A 22,743-nucleotide genomic window follows, 5' to 3' on the forward strand; every position below is an offset into this window, starting at 1 on the left:
CGTGCCCGTAGGGGGCATCCTCCTGGAGTTATGGACGTTTCGACATGTCCAACTGCCTGGGCCCTGATCTACCCTCAGCTGGATCGGCAATGGTCGATTGATTCAGGGGACTGGCGGTCGCGTTCCGCCGCCGGTCGGAGGGAGGTAGGAAATGGGTCTTCCACGAAGGTCCGTGCTGGTCGGGGTGGCCGCAGCGACCATTCTGGCCGTCGGCACCCCAGCGCTGGCCGCCGAACCCACCGGTGCGGTCCGGGCCGCGGGCGGCGCCACCGCCGTGCCGGACAGCTACATCGTCGTACTCAAGGACAGCGCGGTGGCCCGGGACCGGGTCGGTGACACCGCGAAGCGGCTCTCCGGCCGCCACGGTGGCACGTTGGCCCGCACCTACGGCGCGGCGCTGCGCGGCTTCGAGGTCAAGGTCAGCGCGAGCGCGGCGGCGCGGATCGCGGCCGACCCGGCGGTGGCGTACGTCGAGCAGAACCACACTGTGTCGATCTCCGGAACGCAGGCCAACCCGCCCTCCTGGGGCCTGGACCGGATCGATCAGCGCAACCTGCCGCTGGACAGCTCCTACACCTACCCGAACACGGCGAGCAACGTGCACGCCTACATCATCGACACCGGCATCCGGTTCTCCCACAACGACTTCGGTGGCCGGGCGACCTCCGGCTACGACGCGGTGGACGGCGGCTCGGCCGACGACTGCAACGGGCACGGCACGCACGTCGCCGGCACCGTCGGCGGTTCCGCATACGGGGTGGCCAAGGCCGTCCAGCTCGTCGGCGTACGGGTGCTGAACTGCTCCGGCAGTGGCACGAACGCCGGGGTCATCGCCGGTGTCGACTGGGTCACCGCGAACGCGATCAAGCCGGCCGTGGCCAACATGAGCCTCGGCGGCGGCGCGAACACCTCGCTGGACAACGCCGTCCGCAACTCCATCGCCTCGGGTGTGACGTACGGCCTGGCGGCCGGCAACGACAGCGGCGCGAACGCCTGCAACACCTCACCGGCGCGCACCACGGAAGCCATCACGGTCGGCTCGACGACCAACACGGACGCCCGCTCGTCGTTCTCCAACATCGGCACCTGCCTGGACATCTTCGCGCCCGGCTCGTCGATCACGTCAGCCTGGTACACCAGCAACACCGCCACCAACACGATCAGCGGCACCTCGATGGCCACGCCCCACGTGGTCGGAGCGGCGGCCCTGGTGGCCAGCGCCAACCCGGGCTGGACCCCGGCGCAGGTCCGCAACCAACTGGTGGCCAACGCGACCCCCAACGTGGTCTCCAACCCCGGCTCGGGTTCGCCGAACCTGTTGCTCAACGTGGGCACCGGCACCACCCCGCCGCCGCCCACCGGCTGCACCGGCACCAACGGCTCCGACGTGTCGATCCCGGACGCCGGCGCCGCGGTGACCAGCTCGATCACCATCTCCGGCTGTGGACGCAACGCCTCGTCGACCTCCACCGTCGCGGTGAACATCGTGCACACCTACCGCGGTGACCTGGTCATCGACCTGCTCGCGCCGGACGGCAGCGCGTACCGGTTGAAGAACAGCAGCACCTCGGACAGCGCCGACAACGTGAACGCCACGTACACGGTCAACGTGTCCGGTGAGGCCGCCGACGGCATTTGGCGGCTCCAGGTGCGGGACACCTACTCGGCCGACACCGGCTACATCAACACCTGGACCCTGACCGTCTGACCGGTCTCCCACGGCCGAGGCCCCACCGGAAGACCGGTGGGGCCTCGTGCCGTAAGGGATCGGGTCAGACCGAGAAGGTGGCCGGCATTTCGGTGGCCGGCGCCGGCGGGCGGGCCTTCCACAGGCCCGTCTTCTGCGCGGTGAGCCGGCTCAGGTAGGCCGGGTTGAGGATGACGTAGCGGCGCCAGAGCCTCTTCGGCTCCAGACCCAGACGCCAGAACCACTCCAGGCCGGCGCGCTGCATCCACGGCGGGGGCTGGCGGAGCAACCCGGCGTGGTAGTCGAAGGCCGCGCCGACCGCCATCAGCGGCATGTCGAGCAGCGGTCGCATGGCGTACGCGAAGACCTCCTGGCGCGGGCATCCGAGCCCCACCAGGACCAGCCGGGCACCGCTGGAACGGATCCGGTCGGCGATCTCGGCATCCTCACCGGGCTGGGCGGCACGGAACTTCGACGGCTCCACCCCGGCGATCTTCAGCGCCGGGAACATCCGCTCCAGTGCCGGGATCAACCTGGCGAGGGTTTCCTCGGTCGAGCCGTACAGGTAGACCGGCAGGCCCTCGTCGGCGAAGCGCGACAGCACGTGCAGCGTCAGCGTCGGCCCGTAGACCCGGTCGGTGAGCCCGGCGTGGTGCAGCAGGTTGAGCGCCCAGCGCACCGGCTGCCCGTCCGGAGTGACCACGTCGAAGGAGTTGAGCCGCGCGTTGTGCGCCGGGTCCAGCACTCCGGTCATCACGCCGTGCACGGCCAGCGCGGTCAGCGCGAGCGGGCGCCGCTCGTGCGCCGCGGTCACCACCGCATCGGTCGCCGTGGCGTAGTCGGTGGCGTCGACCAGGACACCGAGGACGTTGCGTTTGGTCCGTGGCGTAGTCATGACTGGGGCACCCATTTGCCGACGTTGGCCTCGTAGATCTCGCGCAGGATCATCGGCACGTCGTATGTGATCTTCCAGTCCGGGTACTGCTCCTCGAACCGGGCCATGCTGCTGACGTACCACTGGTGGTCGCCGGTGCGGTTCTGCTCGACGTAGTTGATCCGTGCCTCGTTGCCGGTGATCTCCTCGGCGATCCGGAACGCCTCGATGTGGGAGGTGTTGGAGTGCCGGCCGCCGCCGAGGTTGTAGACCTCGGCGGAGCGCGGGGCCCGGAAGAACGCCTCGAACGCGGTCAGCACGTCCCGCGAGTGGATGGCGTCGCGGACCATCTTGCCCTTGTAGCCGTACAGGTTGTATGTGCGGCCCTCCATGACGCAGCGCATCAGGTAGGCCAGGAACCCGTGCAGCTCGGCCGCGGAGTGGGCCGGGCCGGTCAGCGTGCCGCCCCGGAAGCAGGCGGTCTTCATGTCGAAGTAGCGCCCGTACTCCTGGACCATCACGTCCGCGGCGACCTTGGAGGCGCCGAAGACCGAGTGCAGCGAGTGGTCGATCGACATCTCTTCGGTGATGCCCTGGTGCCAGCGGTGGTCCTCGGGCAGTTCGTACCGTGTCTCCAGCTCGACCAGCGGCAGGCTGTTGGGCCGGTCGCCGTAGACCTTGTTGGTCGAGCAGTGGATGAACGGCGCGTCGATCGCGTGCAGGCGGGTGTTCTCCAGGATGTTGAGAGTGCCGCCGGCGTTCACGTCGAAGTCCGTGTACGGCTCCTTGGCGGCCCAGTCGTGGCTCGGCTGGGCGGCGCTGTGGATCACCACGGCGATGTCCGAGCCGTACCTCTTGAAGACCTGCTCCAGGCCGTCGCGGTCCCGGATGTCCACCGCGAAATGGGTGTACGAGTTGCCCAGGTCACGGCGGAGCCGCTCCAGGCTCCACGAGGTGGAGCCGTCCTCGCCGAAGAAGTACCGGCGCATGTCGTTGTCGATGCCGACGACGTCCAGACCGAGGCCGGCGAAGTGCCGGACCGCCTCGGAGCCGATCAGGCCACCCGACCCTGTCACCAACGCGACACTCACACGCCACTCCTGGTCCATCGGAGGCAGAATCCATCGCAGCATAGCGTGGCGTCCGGCACGTCCCGATATGACGGAAGGGCCCCGCATCAAGCGGAGCCCTCGTCTGTGGTGGGGATGGGGGGAGTTGAACCCCCACGCCCTTTCGGGCACACGGACCTGAACCGTGCGCGTCTGCCATTCCGCCACATCCCCGTGGCACGACCCGGAACACTGTAGCCGCCCCGGTCCCCCTGTCTCCAGCGGGCCTCGGGAATACTACGCTGTCCCTGGCGCTCGCCACGAGCGGTTACCGTTCGTGGCGGACGAAAGATTAGCACGACAGTCCCGGCCCTTCCGAACGGGTCGAGAGCAGGCGGCCGAGCGGCGTGTGAGCTGCGCGCGCGCCGGCCGGATACCATCATGTCCTCGGGACCCGAGGAGGAGCCGGTGAGCGTGCTGCAACGCTTCGAGAAGCGTCTGGAAGGCCTGGTCGAAGGGGCCTTTGCCAAGGTCTTCAAAGGGGTGGTCCACCCCGTGGAGATCCTCAACGCCATGCAGCGGGAGGCCGAGGCGCACAAGGCGATCCTGGCCGGTGGGCGCACGTTGGTGCCCAACCGCTACGTGATCGATCTCTCGCCGTTCGACCACAGTCGGCTGGCGCCGTACGCCGCTGCGCTGGCCCAGGAGTTGGCCCAGTCGCAGGCGGAGTTCATCGGCGAGCAGGCCTGGACTGTCTACGGCGACGTGATCGTCGAGATCGAGCGAGGCGAGGGCCTGGACACGGGCATGTTCCGTGTCACGGCCGAGGTCTACACCGGCGGCGAGGTCGCCCCGGTGTCGGCACCCGGCTACGACGCCGGCCCGCCCGCCTACCCCGCGTACGACCAGGGCGGTGGCTACGGCCCCCCGCCTGGGCACGGTGGCGGTCGCAATGTGCGGCTGGTCTCCGGCGACGGTCGCACCTACCCCCTCCAGATGGGGTCGACGGTGATCGGTCGCGGCGACCAGGCCAACCTGCGCCTGCCCGACGTCGGCATCTCCCGGCGACACGCCCGGCTGGATTTCGACGGGGGTCAGGTCGTGCTGACCGATCTGGGGTCGACCAACGGCACCATGGTCAACGGGCAGCGGGTCTCCGCCGTCGCACTGAACCCCGGTGACATGGTCCAGCTCGGCACCACGACGCTGACCTTCCGCGTGGACGGCTGACCCGCCTTGCCGGAACTGGTCATCACGGTTGCCCGGTTCGGGTTCCTGATCCTGCTGTGGATCTTCGTGTTCACGGTGGTCGGCGTGATCCGCCGGGATCTCTTCGCGGGCGCCCGGTCCGGTCGTCTGGTCGCCGCACCACGCGCGGTCGGAGCCTCGACCGGGCAGGGGGCGAAGCCGGCGAAGGTGAAACGGGGTAGGGCGGCACACCAGATGGTGGTGACGGCCGGGCAACTGGCCGGCACCAGGATCACTCTGGGTGAAGCGCAGATCACCATCGGTCGAGCCGAGGACTCCACCCTGGTCATCACCGACGACTACGCCTCCGCGCGACACGCCCGGCTCGTGCCACGTGACGGGCAGTGGTACGTCGAGGACCTTGGCTCGACTAACGGCACGTACCTCGATCGCGCTAAGGTCACCGGACCAACCCCCGTCCCCCTCGGCGTGCCGATCCGGATCGGCCGCACTTCCCTCGAATTACGGCCATGACTCTGACCCTGCGCTATGCGGCCCACAGCGACCGCGGTCTGATCCGAGACGGCAATCAAGACTCCGTCTACGCCGGGCCGCGGCTACTCGCCGTTGCCGACGGCATGGGCGGTATGGCCGCCGGTGACGTCGCCAGCAACATCGTCATCGGTGCCATGGCGCCGCTCGACGAGGACGTCCCGGGGGACGCCCTCGTCGATGCGTTGCGTTCGGCCGTGGGCACCGCCAACCAACAACTCCGCGACACGGTGGACGCCAACCCGCAGTTGGAGGGGATGGGCACCACACTGACGGCGACCCTCTTCACCGGCAGCAAGCTGGGAATGGTCCACATCGGTGACTCGCGGGCCTACCTGCTGCGTAACGGCGAGTTCGCGCAGATCACCAAGGACGACACCTACGTCCAGATGCTCGTCGACGAAGGTCGGATCAGCGCCGAGGAGGCGAGCAGCCACCCGCAGCGGTCGCTGCTCACCCGAGCGCTGGACGGCCGGGACATCGACCCGGAGTACTCGGTGCGCCAGGTTCTGCCCGGCGACCGGTACCTGATCTGCTCCGACGGCCTCTCGGGTGTGGTCAGCGCCGAAACCATCGGCGAGACCCTGCGGGAATATGTCGACCCGCAGAAGTGCGTCGAGCGGCTGGTGCAACTCGCGCTGCGCGGCGGCGGTCCGGACAACATCACGGTGATCATCGCCGACGCGACGGATCAGGACATCGTCGAGGCGACCCCGATCGTCGGCGGCGCCGCCGCCCGCGACCGGGGCATGGCGACCTCCGCGGACGACTCGACCCCGGCCGCACGGGCATCGGCGCTCTCCGCGCCGCGCCCGCCCGCGCCGGAGGAGCCGGCAGCGTCGGACGACGAATCGGACCGGCCGAAGCGCCGCCCGGCGCGGACCGCAGCCATGGCCCTGGCCCTGCTGATCATCGTGGGCGGAGCAGCCTTCGGCGGCTGGACGTACACCCAGCGGCAGTACTACGTGGGAGCCACCGAGGAGGGCCAGGTCGCCGTCTTCCGTGGCGTCCAGGGTCAGATCGCCGGGATGGACCTCTCCACCGTGCACCGGCGCAGCGGCACCCGACTGGACGACCTCACGGTCGCCGCGCAGGACACCGTCAAGGTCGGCATCCGGGCCAAGAACGAGCCGGACGCCGAGCGTCAGCTCGCCGAGCTGACCAGCGACACCCCGAGCAACCCCAACCTGAAGCCGCTCTGCCCCCCCGACCCGACCGGCACGGTGGGCGGCACTCCGACGCCCCCGCCGACCGGCACGACGCCGACCCCGAACGGCAGCCCGAGCGCCGATGCGTCGGTGACCCCCAACGGGGTTGTCAGCGCAAGCCCGACCGTCGGTGCCACCGACGCCGTCGGTGCGACCGGCCCGACCACCACACCCGACGTCACGCCCTCCGATTCGGCCACACCGGCGCTCGACCCGGCCGGTTGCCGGTCTCCTGAGTGAGCGTCGGCTGAGATCCAGAGGACTCCACCCGTGACCGTAGCGGCCACACCGGCACCCTCGCCCGCCACCGCGGGCGAGCAGTCCGGCGTACGCCTGGCGCGGTCGCGCCGCAACGCCGAGCTGTCCCTGCTGCTGCTCGCGATGGTGCTGGTGGCCGCGTACGGGGCGACCGTCGAAGCGAACCTGCTGGACACGGTCACCCCGGACTTCTGGATGCCCGCAGCCGCGCTCGGTGCGGTCTTCCTCGGGTTGCACCTGGTCATCCGGTTCCTCGCCCCGTTCGCCGACCCGGCCCTGCTGCCGGCGGTGGCCCTGCTCAACGGGCTCGGGGTGGGTTTCCTGCGTCGGATCGACCTTGGCGAAGCCCCCGTGCCCGAGCGCGAGAGCCTGGCCATCTTCGCCGGGATCGGGGGGCGGCAGCTCGCGTGGACGCTCGCCTCGGTGATCCTCGCCGCCGGGCTGCTCGCCCTGATGCGCGACCACCGGTCGATCTCCCGGTACGCGTACACCCTGGGGTTGGCCGGCATCGTGCTGGTGATGCTCCCGGCGGTGCTGCCGGCCAGCATCTCCGAGATCAACGGTGCGAAGCTGTGGGTCCGGGTGGGCGGTTTCTCCATCCAGCCGGGTGAGTTCGCCAAGCTGGCGCTGCTGGTGTTCTTCGCCTACTACCTGGTCCGCAAGCGCGAGGTGCTCTCGCTGGCCAGTCGACGCTTCCTCGGCATCGACTTCCCCCGTGGACGGGACCTCGGCCCGGTGGTCGGCGTCTGGTTGGTCAGCCTCCTCGTCCTGGTCTTCGAGAAGGACCTGGGCACCTCGCTGCTCTACTTCGGCATGTTCGTGGTGACGCTCTACATCGCCACCGAACGGGTCAGCTGGCTGCTGATCGGCCTGGTCCTCTTCTTCGGCGGCGCCTATCTCGCCTACGTCCTCGGTTCGACGGTCGGCGGGCCGTTCGCCAACTTCTACGTGCGTGCCGAGATCTGGCTGGACCCGTTCGCCGACCCGACCGACAAGGGCTACCAACTCGTCCAAGGGCTGCTCGCCCTTGGCACGGGCGGGCTCTTCGGTGCGGGGCCGGGCGGCGGTCAGCCGGAGATCCTGCCCGAGGTGCAGAACGACTTCATCTTCGCTGGCCTCGGTGAGGAGCTCGGCCTCTTCGGTCTCTCCGCGCTGCTGGTCGTCTACCTGCTGATCGTGGAGCGAGGGCTGCGTGCCGCGCTCGCGGTCCGGGACTCGTTCGGCAAGCTGCTCGCCGGCGGTCTGGCGTTCACCCTCGGCCTCCAGGTCTTCGTGATCGTCGGCGGGATCAGCAAGCTCATCCCGCTGACCGGTCAGACCACCCCGTTCCTGTCCGCCGGTGGCTCGTCGTTGATGGCCAACTGGTTGCTCATCGCGGTGCTGCTGCGGGTCTCCGACGGGGCCCGCCGGCCGGTGGGCGGGAGCGCCAGCAAGGCTGCCCGACCCGCCGGTGGCCCGCCCGAGCAGCTGCACGGTGCTCCCACGGAGGTGATCAAGCCGTGAACGCACCACTGCGCCGCGTCGGCGTTGTCGTCATGGTCCTGTTCGGCCTGCTCTTCGCGAACCTCAACTGGGTTCAGTTCCAGAAGGCCGACGAATACCGCACCAGCGACTACAACGGTCGGGTCCAGGTCGCCGACTACAAGAGCAAGCGCGGCAACATCGAGGCTGGTGGCACTGCGCTGGCCACCAGCAAGGAGACCACCGGCAAGCTGAAGTTCCAGCGCAGCTACCCGGGCGGCGCGAAGTACGCCCACGTGCTCGGCTACAAGCCGGTCAACCTCGCCGAGACCGGCATCGAGCGCGTGGAGAACGACTTCCTGGCCGGCACCAGCGACAATCTGATCGGCGACCGGTTCAAGGACATGTTCACCGGCGACGACACCGGTGGCGGCAACGTGCTGCTCACGCTCTCGAAGCGGGCTCAGGACGTGGCGTACGACCAGCTGGGCAACAACCAGGTGGGGGCGAAGAAGGGCGCGGTGATCGCCATCGACCCGCGTACCGGCGCCGTTCAGGCGCTGGTTTCCATGCCCAGCTTCGACCCGAACCCGCTGGCCAGCCACGACGGCGCCGAGGCAACTGCGGCGTTCAACAAGCTGGAGAAGGACCCGGCCGAGCCGTTGAAGAACCGCGCGCTCTCCGAGACGCTGCCGCCGGGCTCCACCTTCAAGATCGTGGTCGCCGCGGCAGCGCTGGAGAACGGGATCAGCAAGACGACCCAGATCCCGGCCGGTTCGAGCTACACCCCGCCCACCTCGGGCAGCCCGATCCGCAACGCCGCTGCGTCGATCTGCCCGGAGCCGAAGGTGACCCTGATGGAGGCGGTCACCGAGTCGTGCAACACCGGCTTCGCTCAGCTCGGTGTGCGGCTCGGCGCCGACGCCATCAAGGAGAAGGCCCGGCAGTTCGGCTTCGAGCAGGAGGACCTCACCGTCGGTCAGCTCGGCGAGGGAGGCCTGCGCACGGAGCCCAGCCGGACCGGGGACATGCAGAACCCCGACGGCAGCACCGACCCGGCCGCGCTGGCCCAGTCCTCGATCGGCCAGAACAACGTCACGATGACCCCGCTCGAAGGCGCCATGATCGCCGGTGCGGTCGCCAACAACGGCAGTCAGATGCGGCCGTACCTGGTGCGGCAGTTGCTCGCTCCGGACCGGACCACCAGCTACTACACCGCCAAGGCCCGTGAGCTGCGCCAGCCGGTCGACGCGCAGGTCGCTACCGACCTGCGCGAGATGATGGTCAGCGTGGTGGAGAACGGCACCGGGCGGAAGGCCGCGATCAACGGTTACACGGTCGGTGGCAAGACCGGCACCGCGCAGTCCGCTCCGGACCGGCCCGACCACGGTTGGTTCATCGGCTTCGCGCTGGACAAGAACGGCACGCCGGTCTCCGCGGTCTGCGTGATGTTGGAGCAGGCCGGCTCCGGCGGCAGCGCCGAGGCGGCCCGGATCGCCGGCCAGGTCATGCGGGCCGCCATCGCCGACCCCGGGGGTCGCTGATGCTGAGCCCCGGCGTTCAGCTCGGCAACCGCTACCGTCTCGACGAGCGGATCGCCAGCGGCGGCATGGGCGACGTCTGGCGCGGCACCGACCAGGTGCTCGGCCGGACGGTCGCGGTCAAGAGCCTGCTCCCCGCCCTGCTCGACGACCCGGACTTCGCCGAGCGGTTCCGCGGTGAGGCTCGCACCATGGCCACCATCAACCACCCCGGCGTGGTCGACGTCTACGACTTCGGCAACGACCAGCAGATCGCGTTCCTGGTCATGGAGTACGTCGAGGGCGACGCCCTGTCGTCCACGCTGAGCCGGGTCGGCCGGCTCACCCCGGCCCGGACGATGGCCCTCGTCGCGCAGGCCGCGGACGCGTTGCACGCGGCGCACGAGAAGGGCATCGTGCACCGCGACGTGAAGCCGGGCAACCTGTTGGTCCGGCCGAACGGCACGCTGGTGCTGACCGACTTCGGCATCGCCCGCTCCGACCTCGTCGGTCAGCTCACCGCCGCCGGCTCGGTGCTCGGCACCGCCTCGTACATCTCGCCTGAGCAGGCCACCGGCGGTGTGGCGACCCCGGCATCCGATGTGTACGCGCTCGGCGTTGTCGCCTACCAGTGCCTGGCCGGTCGGCGCCCGTTCGAGGGCGACAACCCGCTCGACATCGCGATGCAGCACGTGCGGGAGAAGCCCCGACCGTTGCCCGCCGACATCCCGCCGCAGGTGCGTCAGGTGGTGGAACGGGCCCTGGCCAAGGACCCGGCCGCCCGGTGGCCGAGCGCCGCCGCACTCGCCGGGGTCGCCCGCCAGCTCAAGGTCACGCTCTCCCAGCAGGCCCGGGCCGGTGGCAACTCCGGGCCGGTCTCCGCGGCGCCGGCTTCGCCCGCCGCGCCCGGCCGGGCCCAGGTGCCGCAGGCGCACCAGATGCGTCCTCCAGGTGCCCGCCCATCCGCCGCCGGGCCGAGGCCGACAGCGGTCGTGCCAGCCCAGCAGCAGCCGCGCCCCACCGCCGTCGCGCCGGCAGTCCAGCCAGCCCGGCCGCCGATGGCACCGAACGGATATCCGCGCGGTGCCGCCTCGGTGCCGTCGGCACCGTCCCGCCAGGAACACCCACCGGCGTACGTCCGGCAGGCCGGCCCGTCGGTGCCGTCGCCCGGTCCCCGCCGGTCCCGGCCGGGGATGGTCCTTCTGGCCATCCTGCTGGCCGTGCTGGTCCTACTCTGCTCCGGCGTGATTTCCTACAACCTGCGGAAGCAGTCGCAGGCCGGTGAACACGCCGGGATGACTCCACGTGCCGTGACGTCCGGCGCGCTACGACTCGACGGGCGCGACGATCCGACCCGAACGTCGTACCGTCGGGAGGTACGACTCCAGCCGGGCAACGGCGGGACGACGACGAGCGAAGGACGACAGACGCGATGACAGCGCAGGCCCGCCTGCTCGGTGGCAGGTACCAGGTCGGCGAGCTGCTCGGCTACGGCGGCATGGCCGAGGTGCACCGCGGTCGCGACCTCCGGCTCGGTCGGGACGTCGCGATCAAGATGCTCCGTACCGACCTGGCCCGGGACGCGACGTTCCAGATGCGATTCCGTCGGGAGGCGCAGAACGCCGCCTCGCTCAACCACCCGGCGATCGTGGCGGTCTACGACACCGGCGAGGAGACCGCGCCGACCGGCGAGACACTGCCGTTCATCGTGATGGAGTTCGTCAACGGGCGGACCTTGAAGGAGGTCCTCGGCGCCGAGGGGCGGTTGCAGCCGCGCCGGGCGTTGGAGATCTGCGCCGACATGTGCGCGGCCCTGGAATTCAGCCACCGGCACGGCATCATCCACCGCGACATCAAGCCGGGCAACGTGATGCTCACCCAGACCGGCCAGGTCAAGGTGATGGACTTCGGCATCGCCCGCGCGCTCGCCAGCGGTGCGACCACCATGACGCAGACCAGCGCGGTGATCGGCACGGCGCAGTACCTGTCCCCGGAGCAGGCGCGCGGCGAGGCCGTCGATGCCCGCTCCGACGTGTACGCGGCCGGCTGTGTGCTCTTCGAGCTGGTCTGCGGGCACCCGCCGTTCGTCGGGGACAGCCCGGTCAGCGTCGCCTACCAGCACGTACGGGAGACGCCGCCGACGCCGAGCGACATCAACCCGGACGTCACCCCGGCGATCGACGCGATCGTCCTGAAGGCGCTGTCGAAGAACCCGCTCAACCGCTACCAGAGCGCTGGCGAGATGCGGGCCGACCTGCTCCGTGCCGCCGCCGGCCGGCCCGTGCTGGCCACCCCGGTCATGAGCGAGGCGGAGACGGTCGCGATGGCCCCTGCCGGCGGCCGGGGCGGTTACCCGGCTCCCACCGCTGGGCCGCAGACCGGGCAGATGGCCCGGGTGGGCGACCCGCGTCAACGCAAGGCGTCCTCCTGGCTGATCGCGACGTTCAGCGCGGTCGGCGTGCTGGCGGTGATCGCGCTGGTCGCGGCCCTGCTCTGGAGCCAGCAGCAGGGCAAGGCCAACAAGTCGGTGCCGACCCTGGTCGGCAAGGACCAGGCCGCCGCGGTCGCCGCGATCCGCGGCGCCGAGCTTCAACCGCAGGTGGGCGACCCCGTCCTGGCCAACGACTGCACGAAGAACACCGTCGCCAAGCAGAATCCTGAGCCGGGCACACGGTTGAAGCAGGCAAGCACGGTGACCATCCAGCTCTGCGGCGGCAAGCCCGACGTGAAGATCCCCGCTGGTCTGATCAATTCCCAGCTCGAGAACGTCAAGCCTCAGCTCGAGAATCTGGGGTTGGTGGTCCAGGACAAGTCGGTGGACAACCCCGCGGCCAAGGGCACCGTCCTCAAGGTCACCCCGCCGTCGGGGACCACCGTCCCGCAGGACAGCAAGGTGATCGTCGAGGTCTCCAGGGGCAACGTCAACAAGGTGCCCAACGTGGTCAACTCCACCCGGGACGAGGCCGCCCAGGAGCTCCGCGAGGCGGGTTACAAGGTCGAGTTCCGGGACGGTGACGAGGTGCCGGCCGACCAGGCCGGCCGGGTCCAGAAGCAGAGCCCGAACGCGGGCACCGAACTGGCCAAGGACAAGACCGTGACCATCGAGATCGGCATCCCGGAGAAGGTCGTCGACCCGACGCCCACCGTGACGCCGTCCGGCACACCGACGGCCACGCCGACCACTCCCGGCAACGGCGGCGGCGTCGGTCTGCCGTTCCCGCCCCCGCCGGGCCGGCTTCCCGAGAACTAGATCAGGGTTTCGAAGCCGGTATGACCGACGTGGAGCCTTCCGGCGCTCCCGTGCGCGGACGGCCGCGTCGCCTTCGACGCCTGTCCGTCGTGGCCGTCGCCGTGCTGGTTCTCGCGAGCCTTCCGTGGCTGTGGACGACCTTCGCCGCGCGCGGCCACGTGCACGACGAGGCGGATGCGCCGTCCGCCGACGTGGTGATCGTCCTCGGCACCGCCGTGTCGGCCGATCGGCAGCGGCCAGGTGATCGGCTCGCCGGTCGCCTGGAGACCGCCGCCGCACTGGTGACCAGTGGACGGGCCACTGTCGTCCTCGTTTCCGGCGACGGCGGTGGCACATCGGGTGACGAGCCGGCCGTGATGACGTCGTACCTCACCGAGCGCGGCGTCGACCCACGTCGCGTCGTGGCCGACCCGTACGGTCTGGACACCTACGACAGCTGCGCCCGCGCGCGCGAGGTGTACGGCGTCGAGCGGGCCCTGATCGTGACCCAGTCCTACCACCTGTCCCGGGCGGTGACGTTGTGTCGACATCTCGGCCTCGACGTCGACGGGGTGGTCGCCCGGTGCGACGGTTGCGGCCCAGCCCTGCTGGCCGAGAAGTCGGTCCGGGACTACTTCGCCAGTGGCAAGGCGGCGTGGGACGCGCTCCGGGGTCGCGCCCCGGCGGTCCGCTCGCCCGCTGACCCGGCGGTCCAGAACGCGCTGCGGAGCTGAGCAGGCCCGGACGGCGGAGCCTCAGCTGGTGGCGAATGCGGCCCGGCGGCGGGCGTCGACCTCGGCGGCGAGCGCGGGTGCCCGCTCCAGCGCCTCCGGGTGACCGCAACCCGCCACCCAGTTGGCCAGCATCAGGTGGCCGCCCTCGGTGAGCACCGACTCCGGGTGGAACTGGACACCCTCGATGGGCAGCGTGCGGTGCCGCATCGCCATCACCACGCCGGAGCCGGTCCAGCCGGTCACCTCCAGCTCGTCGGGGAGCGTCTCGGGGAGCACGGCGAGCGAGTGGTACCGGGTGGCGGTGAACGGGTCGGGCAGGCCGGCGAGGACGCCCACCGAGTTGTGCCGCACCTCGGAGGTCTTGCCGTGCAGCAGCTCGGGGGCGCGGGTCACGGTAGCCCCGAACGCCTCGCCGATCGCCTGGTGGCCGAGGCAGACGCCGAAGATGGGCAGCTCGCCCGCGTACTCCCGGATGACGTCCAGGCAGATGCCGGCGCGGTCGGGGCTGCCCGGCCCCGGTGAGAGCAGGATGCCGTCCGCGCCGACCTTGCCCACCTCCGCGACGTCGATCTCGTCGTTGCGGCGGACCTCGCAGTCCACGCCGAGCTGGCCAAGGTACTGCACGAGGTTGAAGACGAACGAGTCGTAGTTGTCGATCACCAGAACCCGCATGGTCACCTGCTCGGGGAGGACGGCACGGGGTTGTTCTGGTCGGTGTCGTACGGCAGCTCGTGCTCGTCACCGGCCGGGGTGTCACCGGTCACCGGGGCGTTGTCGCCCGACTCCGCGGGAACGCCGGACTCGACCTGCACGTCGTCGAAGGGCAGCAGGGGCTCGGCCCACGGGAAGGCGACATACCAGAGCAGGGCCACCGTGGCGGCCACCAGGAGCACCGAGCCGGTCAGCTTTCCGACCAGGCCGAAGGGCAGCTTGCGCCAGATGAACGCGTACATCGGATCAGCCTCCCAGCTCCGCCGGGCGGCCCGCTGACTTGGGTTGGGTGCGGTCCAGTTCGGCGTGGATGATCAGGCGCTGGTAGTTGTCGAACTTCGGGTTGCACGTGGTCAGGGTGAGCATCCGCTTGGTCGGCTTCTTGTCCGGATCGCCGGGCACCGGTGCCACCACTTCCACCTGTGTGGGCCGGACGATCCGCGACTGCGACACCCGGTAGACGTACCAGTCGGTCTTGCTCTCGACGACGATCGCATCGCCGTCATTGAGCTCGTCCAGTCGCCAGAAAGTGGCCCGGTTGCGGTGGCCGGCGACGGAGAAGTTGCCCACCTGGCCGGGCAGCGCACTGGCCGGGTAGTGGCCCGGGGCGTAGCGGATGTCCTGTTGGGTGACGCCCTCGACCACGACCCAGTTCTTGTCGAGCTTGGGGATGTAGAGGCCCGCGAGCGGCTTGCCGCGTACCGGTGGAGACGGTTTGACGCTCGGGCCGACCGACGGAGCCACCGTCGGGTCGTCGGTCGGGCCCCACTCCTGCGCGAGTTGGCTGTTGAGGTCGTTCTGGTGGGCGTCGACGATGGCCGACTTGCCCCAGACTTCGTAGCCGGCGAAGAGCAGCACGACGAGGCCGAAGGTGATCAGGACCTCGCCGGTGACGCGGATGCCGGTGCGGATCCGGGAGCCGAGCGACGGCCGGGTCAGCTCGGAGTAGACGCTCTTGTAGCCCTCGCCGGTCTGGTGTGGCCGGAGTTGGACGACCCGTTCGCCGCGCCGGGGTCGAGGAGGCTCGGCGGGGTTGTCGCCGCCGCCGGTCTCTTCGTCGGGGACCGAGGCGCGGGGCACGGCACCCATCAGCTGCGTCGAGTCCATGGCCGGCGGCCGGGTGGCGGGTGTGGCGGGCACCGTCGGGATCAAGGCGGTGGCGGCAGGGTCGACGGCGCGATCCGACCCGGCGGGAGGGACACGGCCCGGCCCAGGGGGAGGGACCCGACCGGGCCCGGCTGGCGGGACACGGCCCGGCCCGGTCGGAAAGAAGTTGTCCTGGCCGGCTGCCGACACGCGGCCGGGGGCGGCCGGTGAGATCGGCACGGCCGGGGAGCCGGTGGGGCGTGCGGGGACCTGGGGTATGAACGCGGTCGGCGAATCGGCAACCGGCGGGGTCGAGGGGCCGGACGGGGCAGGCCGGCCCGGCGCGCCCGAGGTCGGGTGGGTTGGCCCGCCGGCAGCGCCCGGGCTGGTCGGGGCCGCACCCGGCCGGTCCCCGGTCGCCGGTGGCGGGGTGGAGGCGGCTCCGGCCGGTCGGGTGGACGAGGCGCTGGGCCAGGAAGGTCGGGTCGGGGCGCTGCCGGGGGCAGCGGGCCGAATCGGGCCCTGGTTGGTCGGGGTCGGCGGTGGGCCGGGGGGCGCCGAAGGGGGCAGACCGGCCCCACCGTGCGGGCTCGGCCTGTGCGCCGCGTTGCCCGGCCAGGGCGGGGGCGCTTCGACACCTGGGCGACCCGGGGCCGGGTCGGGTCGGCTGGCGCCCGGTCGTCCCGGATGGTCGACACGTCCGGGATCATCGGTGCGGCCAGGCGGCGGCACAGCAGGCCGGTCGTCCCGAGGAGGCCCGGCGGCGCGTAGCGGCTCTGGAGTGCGGGGAGGTTCAGTGGCGCGGGGAGGCTCGGGGTTGGTCGGCGGGCGCGCCGCGGCGGGTCGGCTCGGCAGCACCGGCTCGGGCCAGTTGCCGGCCGGGGTCGGGCGGGGTGCCGGCTCGGGACGGTCGACCTTGGGAAGGAAATCCGTCGGCTCGTCGGTCTGATTCCGGTGTCGCCCGTCGCGACGCTCGTCCGGCCCACTCATTTGGGCACCGTAGCCGAGCGCAGGGCGGTTGAGTCCTCGAATGCCGGGACCCGCACCACCGTGGAGGTCGTTTCCTTGTAACCGAGCTGGTAGTCGTCGACCGCGTCCTTGAACAACCGGACTCCCTCAGAGCTGGCGAGGGCCTGCTGGAGGGCAGCGGGATCGCCGATCGCCACGATCTTGAACGGTGGGGAGTACACCCGGCCATGGAGCAGCAGGGTGTTACCGACGCAGCGTACCGCGCTGGTCGTGAGCACGCGGACATTCATGATTGACATGGCCTCCGCTCCGCCGGCCCAGAGCGCGTTGACCACCGCCTGTACGTCAGACTGATGCACCACCAGGTCGTCGTTGCTGGCGTTCGGCTGGGTCTGGTCGAGCTGCGGCGCGTCGTTCAGCTCCACTGTCACCCCGGGGCCGGCGAGGGCGGTGAACCCGGCGGCCTGGAGGCTGCCCTGGGCGCGATTCTGCTGACTCTTGATCGGGGTGTCCGAGCCGGCGAGCGTGTTGGTGCGTTGCTCGACCTCGCCGCGCAGCGTGGCGGCCCGTCGCTCGCTCGCCGCCACCTGCTCGCGCCGGTCTTCGATGAGCTGGTTGAGCTGGGGTCGCCGGTCCTCGCGCAGGGCGGTGCCGTCGGCTGTGGTCGCGGAAGTGGTGAAGAGCAGCCCCGCCGCGGCGGCGATCAGGGGCACCCCGATCGACCAGCCCGGACGCCGTTGACGCGGTCGCCGGGGCAGCAGCCCGGCGGCGGCCCGGCGCAGGACCTTCTGCCAGGAGGTTGCGCCGGATGTGTACTCCACCGAGCGTTCCTTCCGCATATCAGGGATCGGTCCGCCCCGGCCGGGCCGGTGATGCGAACAGTCCCGCCTCTTTCGGTCACTCCGTGCACCGGCCTGACCCCATTCGTGGTCCGGGCGGGCAATCGGGACTACGCTAGCTCTCGAACATTATTGGCCATGGACCGTCGCCCCCGCGCCCGGTTGTCAGGCCGGACGAGGTCGTCACCCCTCTGGAGAGCGCCGTGCCCAAGTCTCAGGTCCGTAAGAAGAAGGTGTACACCCCGCCGACGGACGTCCGTCCGACGACGACGGCTTCGTCGCGCAAGCCTAGCCCGGTGTGGTTGCCGGTCACCGCGGTCGCCTTGATCGTCGCCGGGATCGGCTGGCTGGTCGTCTACTACCTGTCTGAGCAGGAGTACCCGGTCATGGCGTGGGGGTACTGGAACCTCGCGGTCGGCTTCGGCGCGATGGTCGCCTCGCTGGCGCTGCTCTCTCGCTGGCGCTGAGCCGGCTCGGCGTCGCCGCACCGGCGGTTGCGCATCACCTCATCGAGCCCCTGCCCGGCAGGATCGGATGGGGCACCCTATGGTGTCCGCAGGCAGCGTGGCCTACTGCGAGATGACTCACGTTACTGCTGGGTAACCTTCGCGTAGGCTGCATTGCATGACCGAGCGCAGCGAGGTCATCAGGCAGCAGACCGGGGAGGCCAACTCGATGGGCAGCGTCCAGATCGTCACCACGATCCTCGCGGCCGCCATCACCGCTGTGGCGGTGTGGCTTGCAGTGCGTGCGGTCCTGAAGATGACGGCAGTCATCCGGCTCGGGCAGCCCGCGCCGGAGCGGTTCACGGACAAGGGCGCCCGCACGAAGACGATGCTGGTGGAGACCGCCGGCCACACGCGGATGCTCAAGTGGGGCGTGGTGGGTGCCGCCCACTGGTTCGTGATGGTCGGCTTCATCGTGCTGTCACTGCTGGTGCTCGAGGCGTACTTCGAGGTGGTCACCCCGACGGGCGGGCTGCCGATCATCGGGCATTGGACGATCTTCGGCCTGGCCACCGAGGTCATCACCGTGCTGGGCCTGGTCGGCATCCTGGTACTGATGGCGATCCGGCTGCGCAACCGGCCGAACCGGCCGGGCGGTCGTTCCCGGTTCACCGGCTCGACGATGTGGCAGGGCTACTTCGTCGAGTGGATCGTGCTGCTGGTCCTGATCTTCGGCTTGCTGATCCGCGGTTTCAAGGTCGCCACCGACCACTTCGAGTACCCGTTCTGGGCCACCCCGGTCAGCCACGCCGTTGGCGCGGTGCTGCCCGCCTGGCAGGACGGTACGAGCGTCGCCGCTGTCATCAAGATCATTATCTCGATGACCTGGCTGATCGTCATCTCGCTGAACGTCACCATGGGTGTCGCCTGGCACCGTTTCCTGGCGTTCCCCAACATCTTCTTCAAGCGCGAGCCGACCCGACCGGCCGGGTCCGGCCTCGGGGCGCTGCGCCCGATGACGAGCCAGGGCAAGCCGCTCGACTTCGAGGAGGCCGATCCCGAGAAGGACCAGTTCGGCGTGGCCCACGTCGAGCAGTTCAGCTGGAAGGGTCTGCTGGACTTCAGCACCTGCACCGAGTGCGGTCGTTGCCAGTCGCAGTGCCCGGCCTGGAACACCGGCAAGCCCCTGTCGCCCAAGCTGCTCGTGCTGAGCCTGCGCGACCACGCCTACGCCAAGGCGCCCTACCTGCTGGCCGGTGGCGGCAAGGACCTGACCGGCGAGGAGAAGGCCACCCAGGCGCAGCTCGCGCACCTGGACGTGCTGGCCCTGGCCGAGGCCGACAAGCCGTTGATCGGCACCGCCGAGGAGGGCGGTGTCATCGATCCGGACGTCCTCTGGTCCTGCACCACCTGCGGCGCCTGCGTCGAGCAGTGCCCGGTGGACATCGAGCACGTCGACCACATCGTCGACATGCGCCGTTACCAGGTGCTGATCGAGTCGAGCTTCCCCTCCGAGGCCGGCGTGATGCTGCGCAACCTGGAGAACAAGGGCAACCCGTGGGGCGCCCCGCAGAACACCCGCGAGGACTGGACCAAGGGCCTGGACTTCGAGGTGCCCCGGGTCGGCGAGGTGGACGACTTCGAGTACCTGTTCTGGGTCGGCTGCGCCGGCGCGTTCGAGGACCGGGCCAAGAAGACCACCCGCGCCGTGGCCACCCTGCTCAACGAGGCGGGGGTGAAGTTCGCGATCCTGGGCGAGGGCGAGACCTGCTCCGGTGACCCGGCACGGCGGATCGGCAACGAGTTCGTCTTCCAGATGCTCGCCCAGCAGAACGTCGAGACGCTGAACGAGGCGTTCGAGGGTCGGGAGAAGGCCAAGCGCAAGATCGTTGCGACCTGCCCGCACTGCTTCAACACCCTGGGCAACGAGTACGGCCAGCTCGGCGGCGAGTTCGAGGTGGTCCACCACACCCAGTTGCTGGCCCACCTGGTCTCCACCGGCAAGCTCACCCCGGTGCAGCCGGTCGACGGTGGCGTCACCTACCACGACCCCTGCTACCTGGGCCGGCACAACCGGATCTTCGCGGCCCCCCGCGAGGTGCTCGGGGACGCCATCGAGGGCGAGCTCACCGAGATGCCGCGTAACAGCGAGCGTTCCTTCTGCTGCGGCGCCGGCGGTGCCCGGATGTGGATGGAAGAGAAGATCGGCAAGCGGATCAACGTGGACCGGGTCGAGGAGGCCATGGCCACCGGGGCGAAGACGGTCGCCGTCGGCTGCCCGTTCTGCTCGACGATGCTCAACGACGGCGTCAACGGCAAGGGTGCCGGCGAGCAGGTCGAGGTGATCGACGTGGCGAGCGTGCTGCTCCGTTCGGTCAAGCCGGAGCAGCCGCAGGGCGGCAAGGAGACGGCACCGGTCGGCTGAGGCGCGTACATCTGGGATCTGAACATCGACGGCGGCGGCCCCCGAGGGGCCGCCGCCGTCGTGCAAGAATCTCGCCGAGGTGAGGCGACATCGACGGCCTACTCTTGACGACGCTGTTACCCCTGGTCGGGTTCGTTGCCCTGACCGCGGGCAACGCGTTCTTCGTCGCGGCCGAGTTTGCCCTGGTCACGGTCGACCGCGCGGAGATCGACCGGCGGGCCGCCGCAGGCGACCAGGCGGCCCTGACGGTACGCGCCGCGCTGCGCGAACTCTCCTTCCAGCTCTCCGGCGCACAGCTCGGCATCACCATCACCGCGCTGCTCACCGGCTACCTGGCCGAACCGGCCCTGGCCCGACTCTTCACCCCGCTGCTGCGCCCGCTTGTCGGGGAGAACACCGGGCGCTACACCCCGTTCCTCGCGTTGGCCCTGGCCACGCTGATCTCCATGCTCTTCGGTGAGTTGGTGCCGAAGAACGCGGCGTTGGCCCGGCCCATGCCGGCGGCGCTGGCCACGGCCGGGCCGATGCACACCTTCTCCCGGACGTTCGGCTGGCTGATCCGGGGATTGAACGGCTCGGCGAACCGACTGGTCCGAGCGCTCGGTGTCGAGCCGCAGGAGGAGCTGGCCAGCGCCCGCTCACCGGAGGAGCTGGGTCTGCTGGCGGCCATCTCGGCCCGGGCCGGCGCGTTGCCGACGGACACCGCCATGCTGCTGCGCCGCACCATCCGGTTCGGCGACAAGCGGGCCGCCGAGGCGATGACCCCCCGGGTGGACGTGGTCGCGCTGCGCGTCACGGCCACCGTGGCCGAGCTGCTGGAGGAGTCCCGGCGGACCGGACGGACCCGCTTCCCGGTGTACGAGGAGACGCTGGACCTGGTGACCGGCGTGGCGGGTGTGCCCGACGCGCTGGGCGTGCCGCTGGCCGAGCGTGCGTCGACCATGGTCGGGTCGGTGGCCCGCGAGCCGGTGTACGTGCCGGAGAGCCTCGACCTGGACGGCGTCCTGGCCGCGTTGAAGGCGGCCGGCGCCGATCTGGCCATCGTGGTCGACGAGTACGGCGGGACGGACGGCGTGGTGACGATCGAGGACCTCGTCGAGGAGTTGGTCGGGGAGATCGCCGACGAGTTCGACCCGGCCAGCGTGGACGACGCTGACGCGGGCGAGCTGACCGTGCCCGGCGGTGAGCGCACCGTGCTGGTCGACGGGGTGCTCCGCTCCGACGAGGTGGCCGAGCAGACCGGCTTCCGGCTGCCCGAGGGCCCGTACGAGACGTTGGCCGGGTTCCTGATGGCTCGGCTCGGGCACATCCCGCTGGCCGGCGAGACTGTCGAGTCCGACGGCTGGGAGTTCACAGTGGTGGAGGTGGAGCGGCACCGGATCGAGCAGGTCCGGGTGTTGCGCCCAGCGGAGCCGGACGACGATGACTGAGCTGTTGGTGACCGTGCTGCTGCTGCTCGGCAACGGGTTCTTCGTGGGCAGTGAGTTCGCGCTCATCGCGTCCCGCCGGACGGTGATCGAGCCGCTGGCCGCCGGATCGAAACGGGCCAGCTGGGCGTTGTCGGCGATGAACCAGATCCCGCTGATGATCGCTGGCGCGCAGCTCGGCATCACGGTCTGCTCGCTGGGTCTGGGCGCGATCGCCGAGCCGGCGCTGGCCCACCTGCTGGAGCCTCCGTTCCACGCGGCCGGCCTGCCCGAGCGGGCGGTGCACCCGGTGGCGTTCGTGCTGGCACTGGGCGTGGTGGTCTTCCTGCACACCGTCGTCGGCGAGATGGTGCCGAAGAACATCACGCTGGCCGGTCCGGAGGTCTCGGCACTGTGGCTCGGCCCGGCGATGCTGGCGTTCTGTGTGGCCACCAAGCCGCTGCTGCTCGCGATGAAATGGGCGGCCCGTCGGGTGCTCGCGTTCTGGCGCATCGAGGCGTCCGAGGCGGTGAAGACGGTGTTCACCGCCGAGGAACTGGCCGGGCTCGTCTCCCAGGCGCGTACGGAGGGTCTGCTCGACGAGGAGCAGCACGCCCGGATCACCGGCGCCCTGGCCCTGCACAGCCGCACGGCGGCGGACGCGCTACAGCCGTGGTCGACGGTGGTGACGGTGGCCGAGGACGTCTCACCGGCGTCGTTGGAGGTGTTGGCGACCCGGACCGGCCGGTCCCGCTTTCCGGTGGTGCAGCGGTCGACCCGTCGGGTGCTCGGCTTCGTGCACGTCAAGGACGTCCTCGGGTACGCCGGGCAGGGTCGTCGGTCGCCGGTGCCCGCCCGGGTCTACCGACCGCTGGCGGTGGTGCCGCCGGAGCGTACGCTGGCCGATCTGCTGCTGGCCATGCGCCGCGAGCGGCGACACATGGTGCTGGTCAGCGACGGCCGGCGCCCTCTCGGTGTGGTCACTCTCGACGACGTATTGACCGCTATCGTTGGCTAATCAGCGAATACCCTTGGTGTGCAAGCGGTTGCACGACAGTGATGGTTACTGCGCTCACCTTGATTACCGCTCCGAGCTTCCCT

General features: G+C 70.4%; 19 protein-coding genes and 1 tRNA gene. 13 read left to right on the forward strand and 7 right to left on the reverse strand.

Annotation, left to right across the window (positions count from 1 at the left end; genetic code table 11):
- Positions 1 to 151 precede the first annotated feature (151 nt).
- Positions 152 to 1,708: a S8 family peptidase gene (locus HNR22_RS19565; RefSeq protein WP_179781560.1), complete on the forward strand. Its 1,557-nt coding sequence runs from the start codon at positions 152 to 154 to the stop codon at positions 1,706 to 1,708.
- Between the two features lie 64 nt (positions 1,709 to 1,772).
- Here HNR22_RS19565 and HNR22_RS19570 read toward each other — a convergent pair whose 3' ends face one another.
- From HNR22_RS19570 to HNR22_RS19580, 3 genes are all read right to left on the reverse strand, one after another.
- Positions 1,773 to 2,582 (reverse strand): WecB/TagA/CpsF family glycosyltransferase, encoded by an 810-nt coding sequence (locus HNR22_RS19570; RefSeq protein WP_425488065.1) that lies wholly within the window; start codon positions 2,580 to 2,582, stop codon positions 1,773 to 1,775.
- Positions 2,579 to 3,694 (reverse strand): NAD-dependent epimerase/dehydratase family protein, encoded by a 1,116-nt coding sequence (locus HNR22_RS19575; protein ID WP_179781562.1) that lies wholly within the window; start codon positions 3,692 to 3,694, stop codon positions 2,579 to 2,581. The genes HNR22_RS19570 and HNR22_RS19575 overlap by 4 nt, the downstream gene beginning before the upstream one ends.
- Before the next feature lie 64 nt (positions 3,695 to 3,758).
- Positions 3,759 to 3,844: transfer RNA gene (locus HNR22_RS19580), tRNA-Leu, on the reverse strand.
- A 207-nt stretch (positions 3,845 to 4,051) separates the two neighbouring features.
- Here HNR22_RS19580 and HNR22_RS19585 point away from each other — a divergent pair.
- From HNR22_RS19585 to HNR22_RS19620, 8 genes are read left to right on the forward strand one after another with little or no spacing between them, the layout of a single operon-like run.
- Positions 4,052 to 4,840: an FHA domain-containing protein gene (locus tag HNR22_RS19585; protein WP_007454122.1), complete on the forward strand. Its 789-nt coding sequence runs from the start codon at positions 4,052 to 4,054 to the stop codon at positions 4,838 to 4,840.
- A 6-nt stretch (positions 4,841 to 4,846) separates the two neighbouring features.
- A complete protein-coding gene (locus HNR22_RS19590; protein WP_088950851.1) occupies positions 4,847 to 5,332 on the forward strand; it encodes an FHA domain-containing protein FhaB/FipA in 486 nt (161 codons plus the stop codon).
- A complete protein-coding gene (locus HNR22_RS19595; RefSeq protein ID WP_179781563.1) occupies positions 5,329 to 6,798 on the forward strand; it encodes a PP2C family protein-serine/threonine phosphatase in 1,470 nt (489 codons plus the stop codon). The genes HNR22_RS19590 and HNR22_RS19595 overlap by 4 nt, the downstream gene beginning before the upstream one ends.
- Positions 6,799 to 6,828: 30 nt before the next feature.
- Positions 6,829 to 8,319, forward strand: a complete 1,491-nt coding sequence (locus tag HNR22_RS19600; protein WP_179781564.1) for an FtsW/RodA/SpoVE family cell cycle protein — start codon at positions 6,829 to 6,831, stop codon at positions 8,317 to 8,319.
- A complete protein-coding gene (locus HNR22_RS19605; RefSeq protein ID WP_179781565.1) occupies positions 8,316 to 9,821 on the forward strand; it encodes a penicillin-binding transpeptidase domain-containing protein in 1,506 nt (501 codons plus the stop codon). Before HNR22_RS19600 ends, HNR22_RS19605 begins: the two co-directional genes overlap by 4 nt.
- Positions 9,821 to 11,233 (forward strand): serine/threonine-protein kinase, encoded by a 1,413-nt coding sequence (locus HNR22_RS19610; protein WP_179781566.1) that lies wholly within the window; start codon positions 9,821 to 9,823, stop codon positions 11,231 to 11,233. The genes HNR22_RS19605 and HNR22_RS19610 overlap by 1 nt, the downstream gene beginning before the upstream one ends.
- Positions 11,230 to 13,047 (forward strand): Stk1 family PASTA domain-containing Ser/Thr kinase, encoded by a 1,818-nt coding sequence (gene pknB / locus HNR22_RS19615; protein WP_179781567.1) that lies wholly within the window; start codon positions 11,230 to 11,232, stop codon positions 13,045 to 13,047. Before HNR22_RS19610 ends, pknB begins: the two co-directional genes overlap by 4 nt.
- A 20-nt stretch (positions 13,048 to 13,067) precedes the next feature.
- Positions 13,068 to 13,760, forward strand: a complete 693-nt coding sequence (locus HNR22_RS19620) for a SanA/YdcF family protein (protein WP_179781568.1) — start codon at positions 13,068 to 13,070, stop codon at positions 13,758 to 13,760.
- Between the two features lie 21 nt (positions 13,761 to 13,781).
- On the opposite strand, the gene HNR22_RS19625 is transcribed toward HNR22_RS19620, so the two are convergent.
- The 4 genes from HNR22_RS19625 to HNR22_RS19640 form a co-directional block, all read right to left on the reverse strand.
- On the reverse strand, positions 13,782 to 14,432 hold the full coding sequence (locus HNR22_RS19625) for an aminodeoxychorismate/anthranilate synthase component II (protein WP_179781569.1): 651 nt from the start codon (positions 14,430 to 14,432) through the stop codon (positions 13,782 to 13,784).
- 2 nt (positions 14,433 to 14,434) lie between these two features.
- A complete protein-coding gene (locus HNR22_RS19630) occupies positions 14,435 to 14,713 on the reverse strand; it encodes a hypothetical protein (protein WP_088950858.1) in 279 nt (92 codons plus the stop codon).
- Positions 14,714 to 14,717: 4 nt separating this feature from the next.
- On the reverse strand, positions 14,718 to 15,611 hold the full coding sequence (locus HNR22_RS32050) for a class E sortase (protein ID WP_425488066.1): 894 nt from the start codon (positions 15,609 to 15,611) through the stop codon (positions 14,718 to 14,720).
- A 932-nt stretch (positions 15,612 to 16,543) separates the two neighbouring features.
- Positions 16,544 to 17,347 carry a DUF881 domain-containing protein gene (locus tag HNR22_RS19640; RefSeq protein ID WP_179781571.1) on the reverse strand — a complete coding sequence of 268 codons (804 nt, stop codon included), beginning with the start codon at positions 17,345 to 17,347 and terminating at the stop codon, positions 16,544 to 16,546.
- 221 nt (positions 17,348 to 17,568) lie between these two features.
- On the opposite strand from HNR22_RS19640, the gene HNR22_RS19645 reads away from it, so the two are divergent.
- From HNR22_RS19645 to HNR22_RS19660, 4 genes are all read left to right on the forward strand, one after another.
- A complete protein-coding gene (locus HNR22_RS19645) occupies positions 17,569 to 17,832 on the forward strand; it encodes a cell division protein CrgA (RefSeq protein WP_088950861.1) in 264 nt (87 codons plus the stop codon).
- A gap of 208 nt (positions 17,833 to 18,040) precedes the next feature.
- Positions 18,041 to 20,236 carry a (Fe-S)-binding protein gene (locus tag HNR22_RS19650; protein ID WP_179783630.1) on the forward strand — a complete coding sequence of 732 codons (2,196 nt, stop codon included), beginning with the start codon at positions 18,041 to 18,043 and terminating at the stop codon, positions 20,234 to 20,236.
- Between the two features lie 104 nt (positions 20,237 to 20,340).
- Positions 20,341 to 21,666 carry a hemolysin family protein gene (locus HNR22_RS19655; RefSeq protein WP_218906527.1) on the forward strand — a complete coding sequence of 442 codons (1,326 nt, stop codon included), beginning with the start codon at positions 20,341 to 20,343 and terminating at the stop codon, positions 21,664 to 21,666.
- Positions 21,659 to 22,660, forward strand: a complete 1,002-nt coding sequence (locus HNR22_RS19660) for a hemolysin family protein (protein WP_179781572.1) — start codon at positions 21,659 to 21,661, stop codon at positions 22,658 to 22,660. The genes HNR22_RS19655 and HNR22_RS19660 overlap by 8 nt, the downstream gene beginning before the upstream one ends.
- The last annotated feature ends 83 nt before the right edge of the window (positions 22,661 to 22,743 follow it).

Source organism: Micromonospora jinlongensis, assembly GCF_013410645.1.
In the GTDB taxonomy this organism is placed as follows: Bacteria; Actinomycetota; Actinomycetes; order Mycobacteriales; family Micromonosporaceae; genus Micromonospora; species Micromonospora zamorensis.

Excerpts from the sequence above, each read along its gene's own strand:
- HNR22_RS19565 (WP_179781560.1), top strand. The coding sequence starts at position 152 with ATGGGTCTTCCACGAAGGTCCGTGCTGGTCGGGGTGGCCGCAGCGACC.
- HNR22_RS19570 (WP_425488065.1), bottom strand. The coding sequence starts at position 2,582 with ATGACTACGCCACGGACCAAACGCAACGTCCTCGGTGTCCTGGTCGAC.
- HNR22_RS19575 (WP_179781562.1), bottom strand. The coding sequence starts at position 3,694 with ATGCTGCGATGGATTCTGCCTCCGATGGACCAGGAGTGGCGTGTGAGT.
- HNR22_RS19585 (WP_007454122.1), top strand. The coding sequence starts at position 4,052 with ATGTCCTCGGGACCCGAGGAGGAGCCGGTGAGCGTGCTGCAACGCTTC.
- HNR22_RS19595 (WP_179781563.1), top strand. The coding sequence starts at position 5,329 with ATGACTCTGACCCTGCGCTATGCGGCCCACAGCGACCGCGGTCTGATC.
- HNR22_RS19610 (WP_179781566.1), top strand. The coding sequence starts at position 9,821 with ATGCTGAGCCCCGGCGTTCAGCTCGGCAACCGCTACCGTCTCGACGAG.
- pknB (WP_179781567.1), top strand. The coding sequence starts at position 11,230 with ATGACAGCGCAGGCCCGCCTGCTCGGTGGCAGGTACCAGGTCGGCGAG.
- HNR22_RS19620 (WP_179781568.1), top strand. The coding sequence starts at position 13,068 with ATGACCGACGTGGAGCCTTCCGGCGCTCCCGTGCGCGGACGGCCGCGT.
- HNR22_RS19625 (WP_179781569.1), bottom strand. The coding sequence starts at position 14,432 with ATGCGGGTTCTGGTGATCGACAACTACGACTCGTTCGTCTTCAACCTC.
- HNR22_RS19630 (WP_088950858.1), bottom strand. The coding sequence starts at position 14,713 with ATGTACGCGTTCATCTGGCGCAAGCTGCCCTTCGGCCTGGTCGGAAAG.
- HNR22_RS19650 (WP_179783630.1), top strand. The coding sequence starts at position 18,041 with ATGGGCAGCGTCCAGATCGTCACCACGATCCTCGCGGCCGCCATCACC.
- HNR22_RS19660 (WP_179781572.1), top strand. The coding sequence starts at position 21,659 with ATGACTGAGCTGTTGGTGACCGTGCTGCTGCTGCTCGGCAACGGGTTC.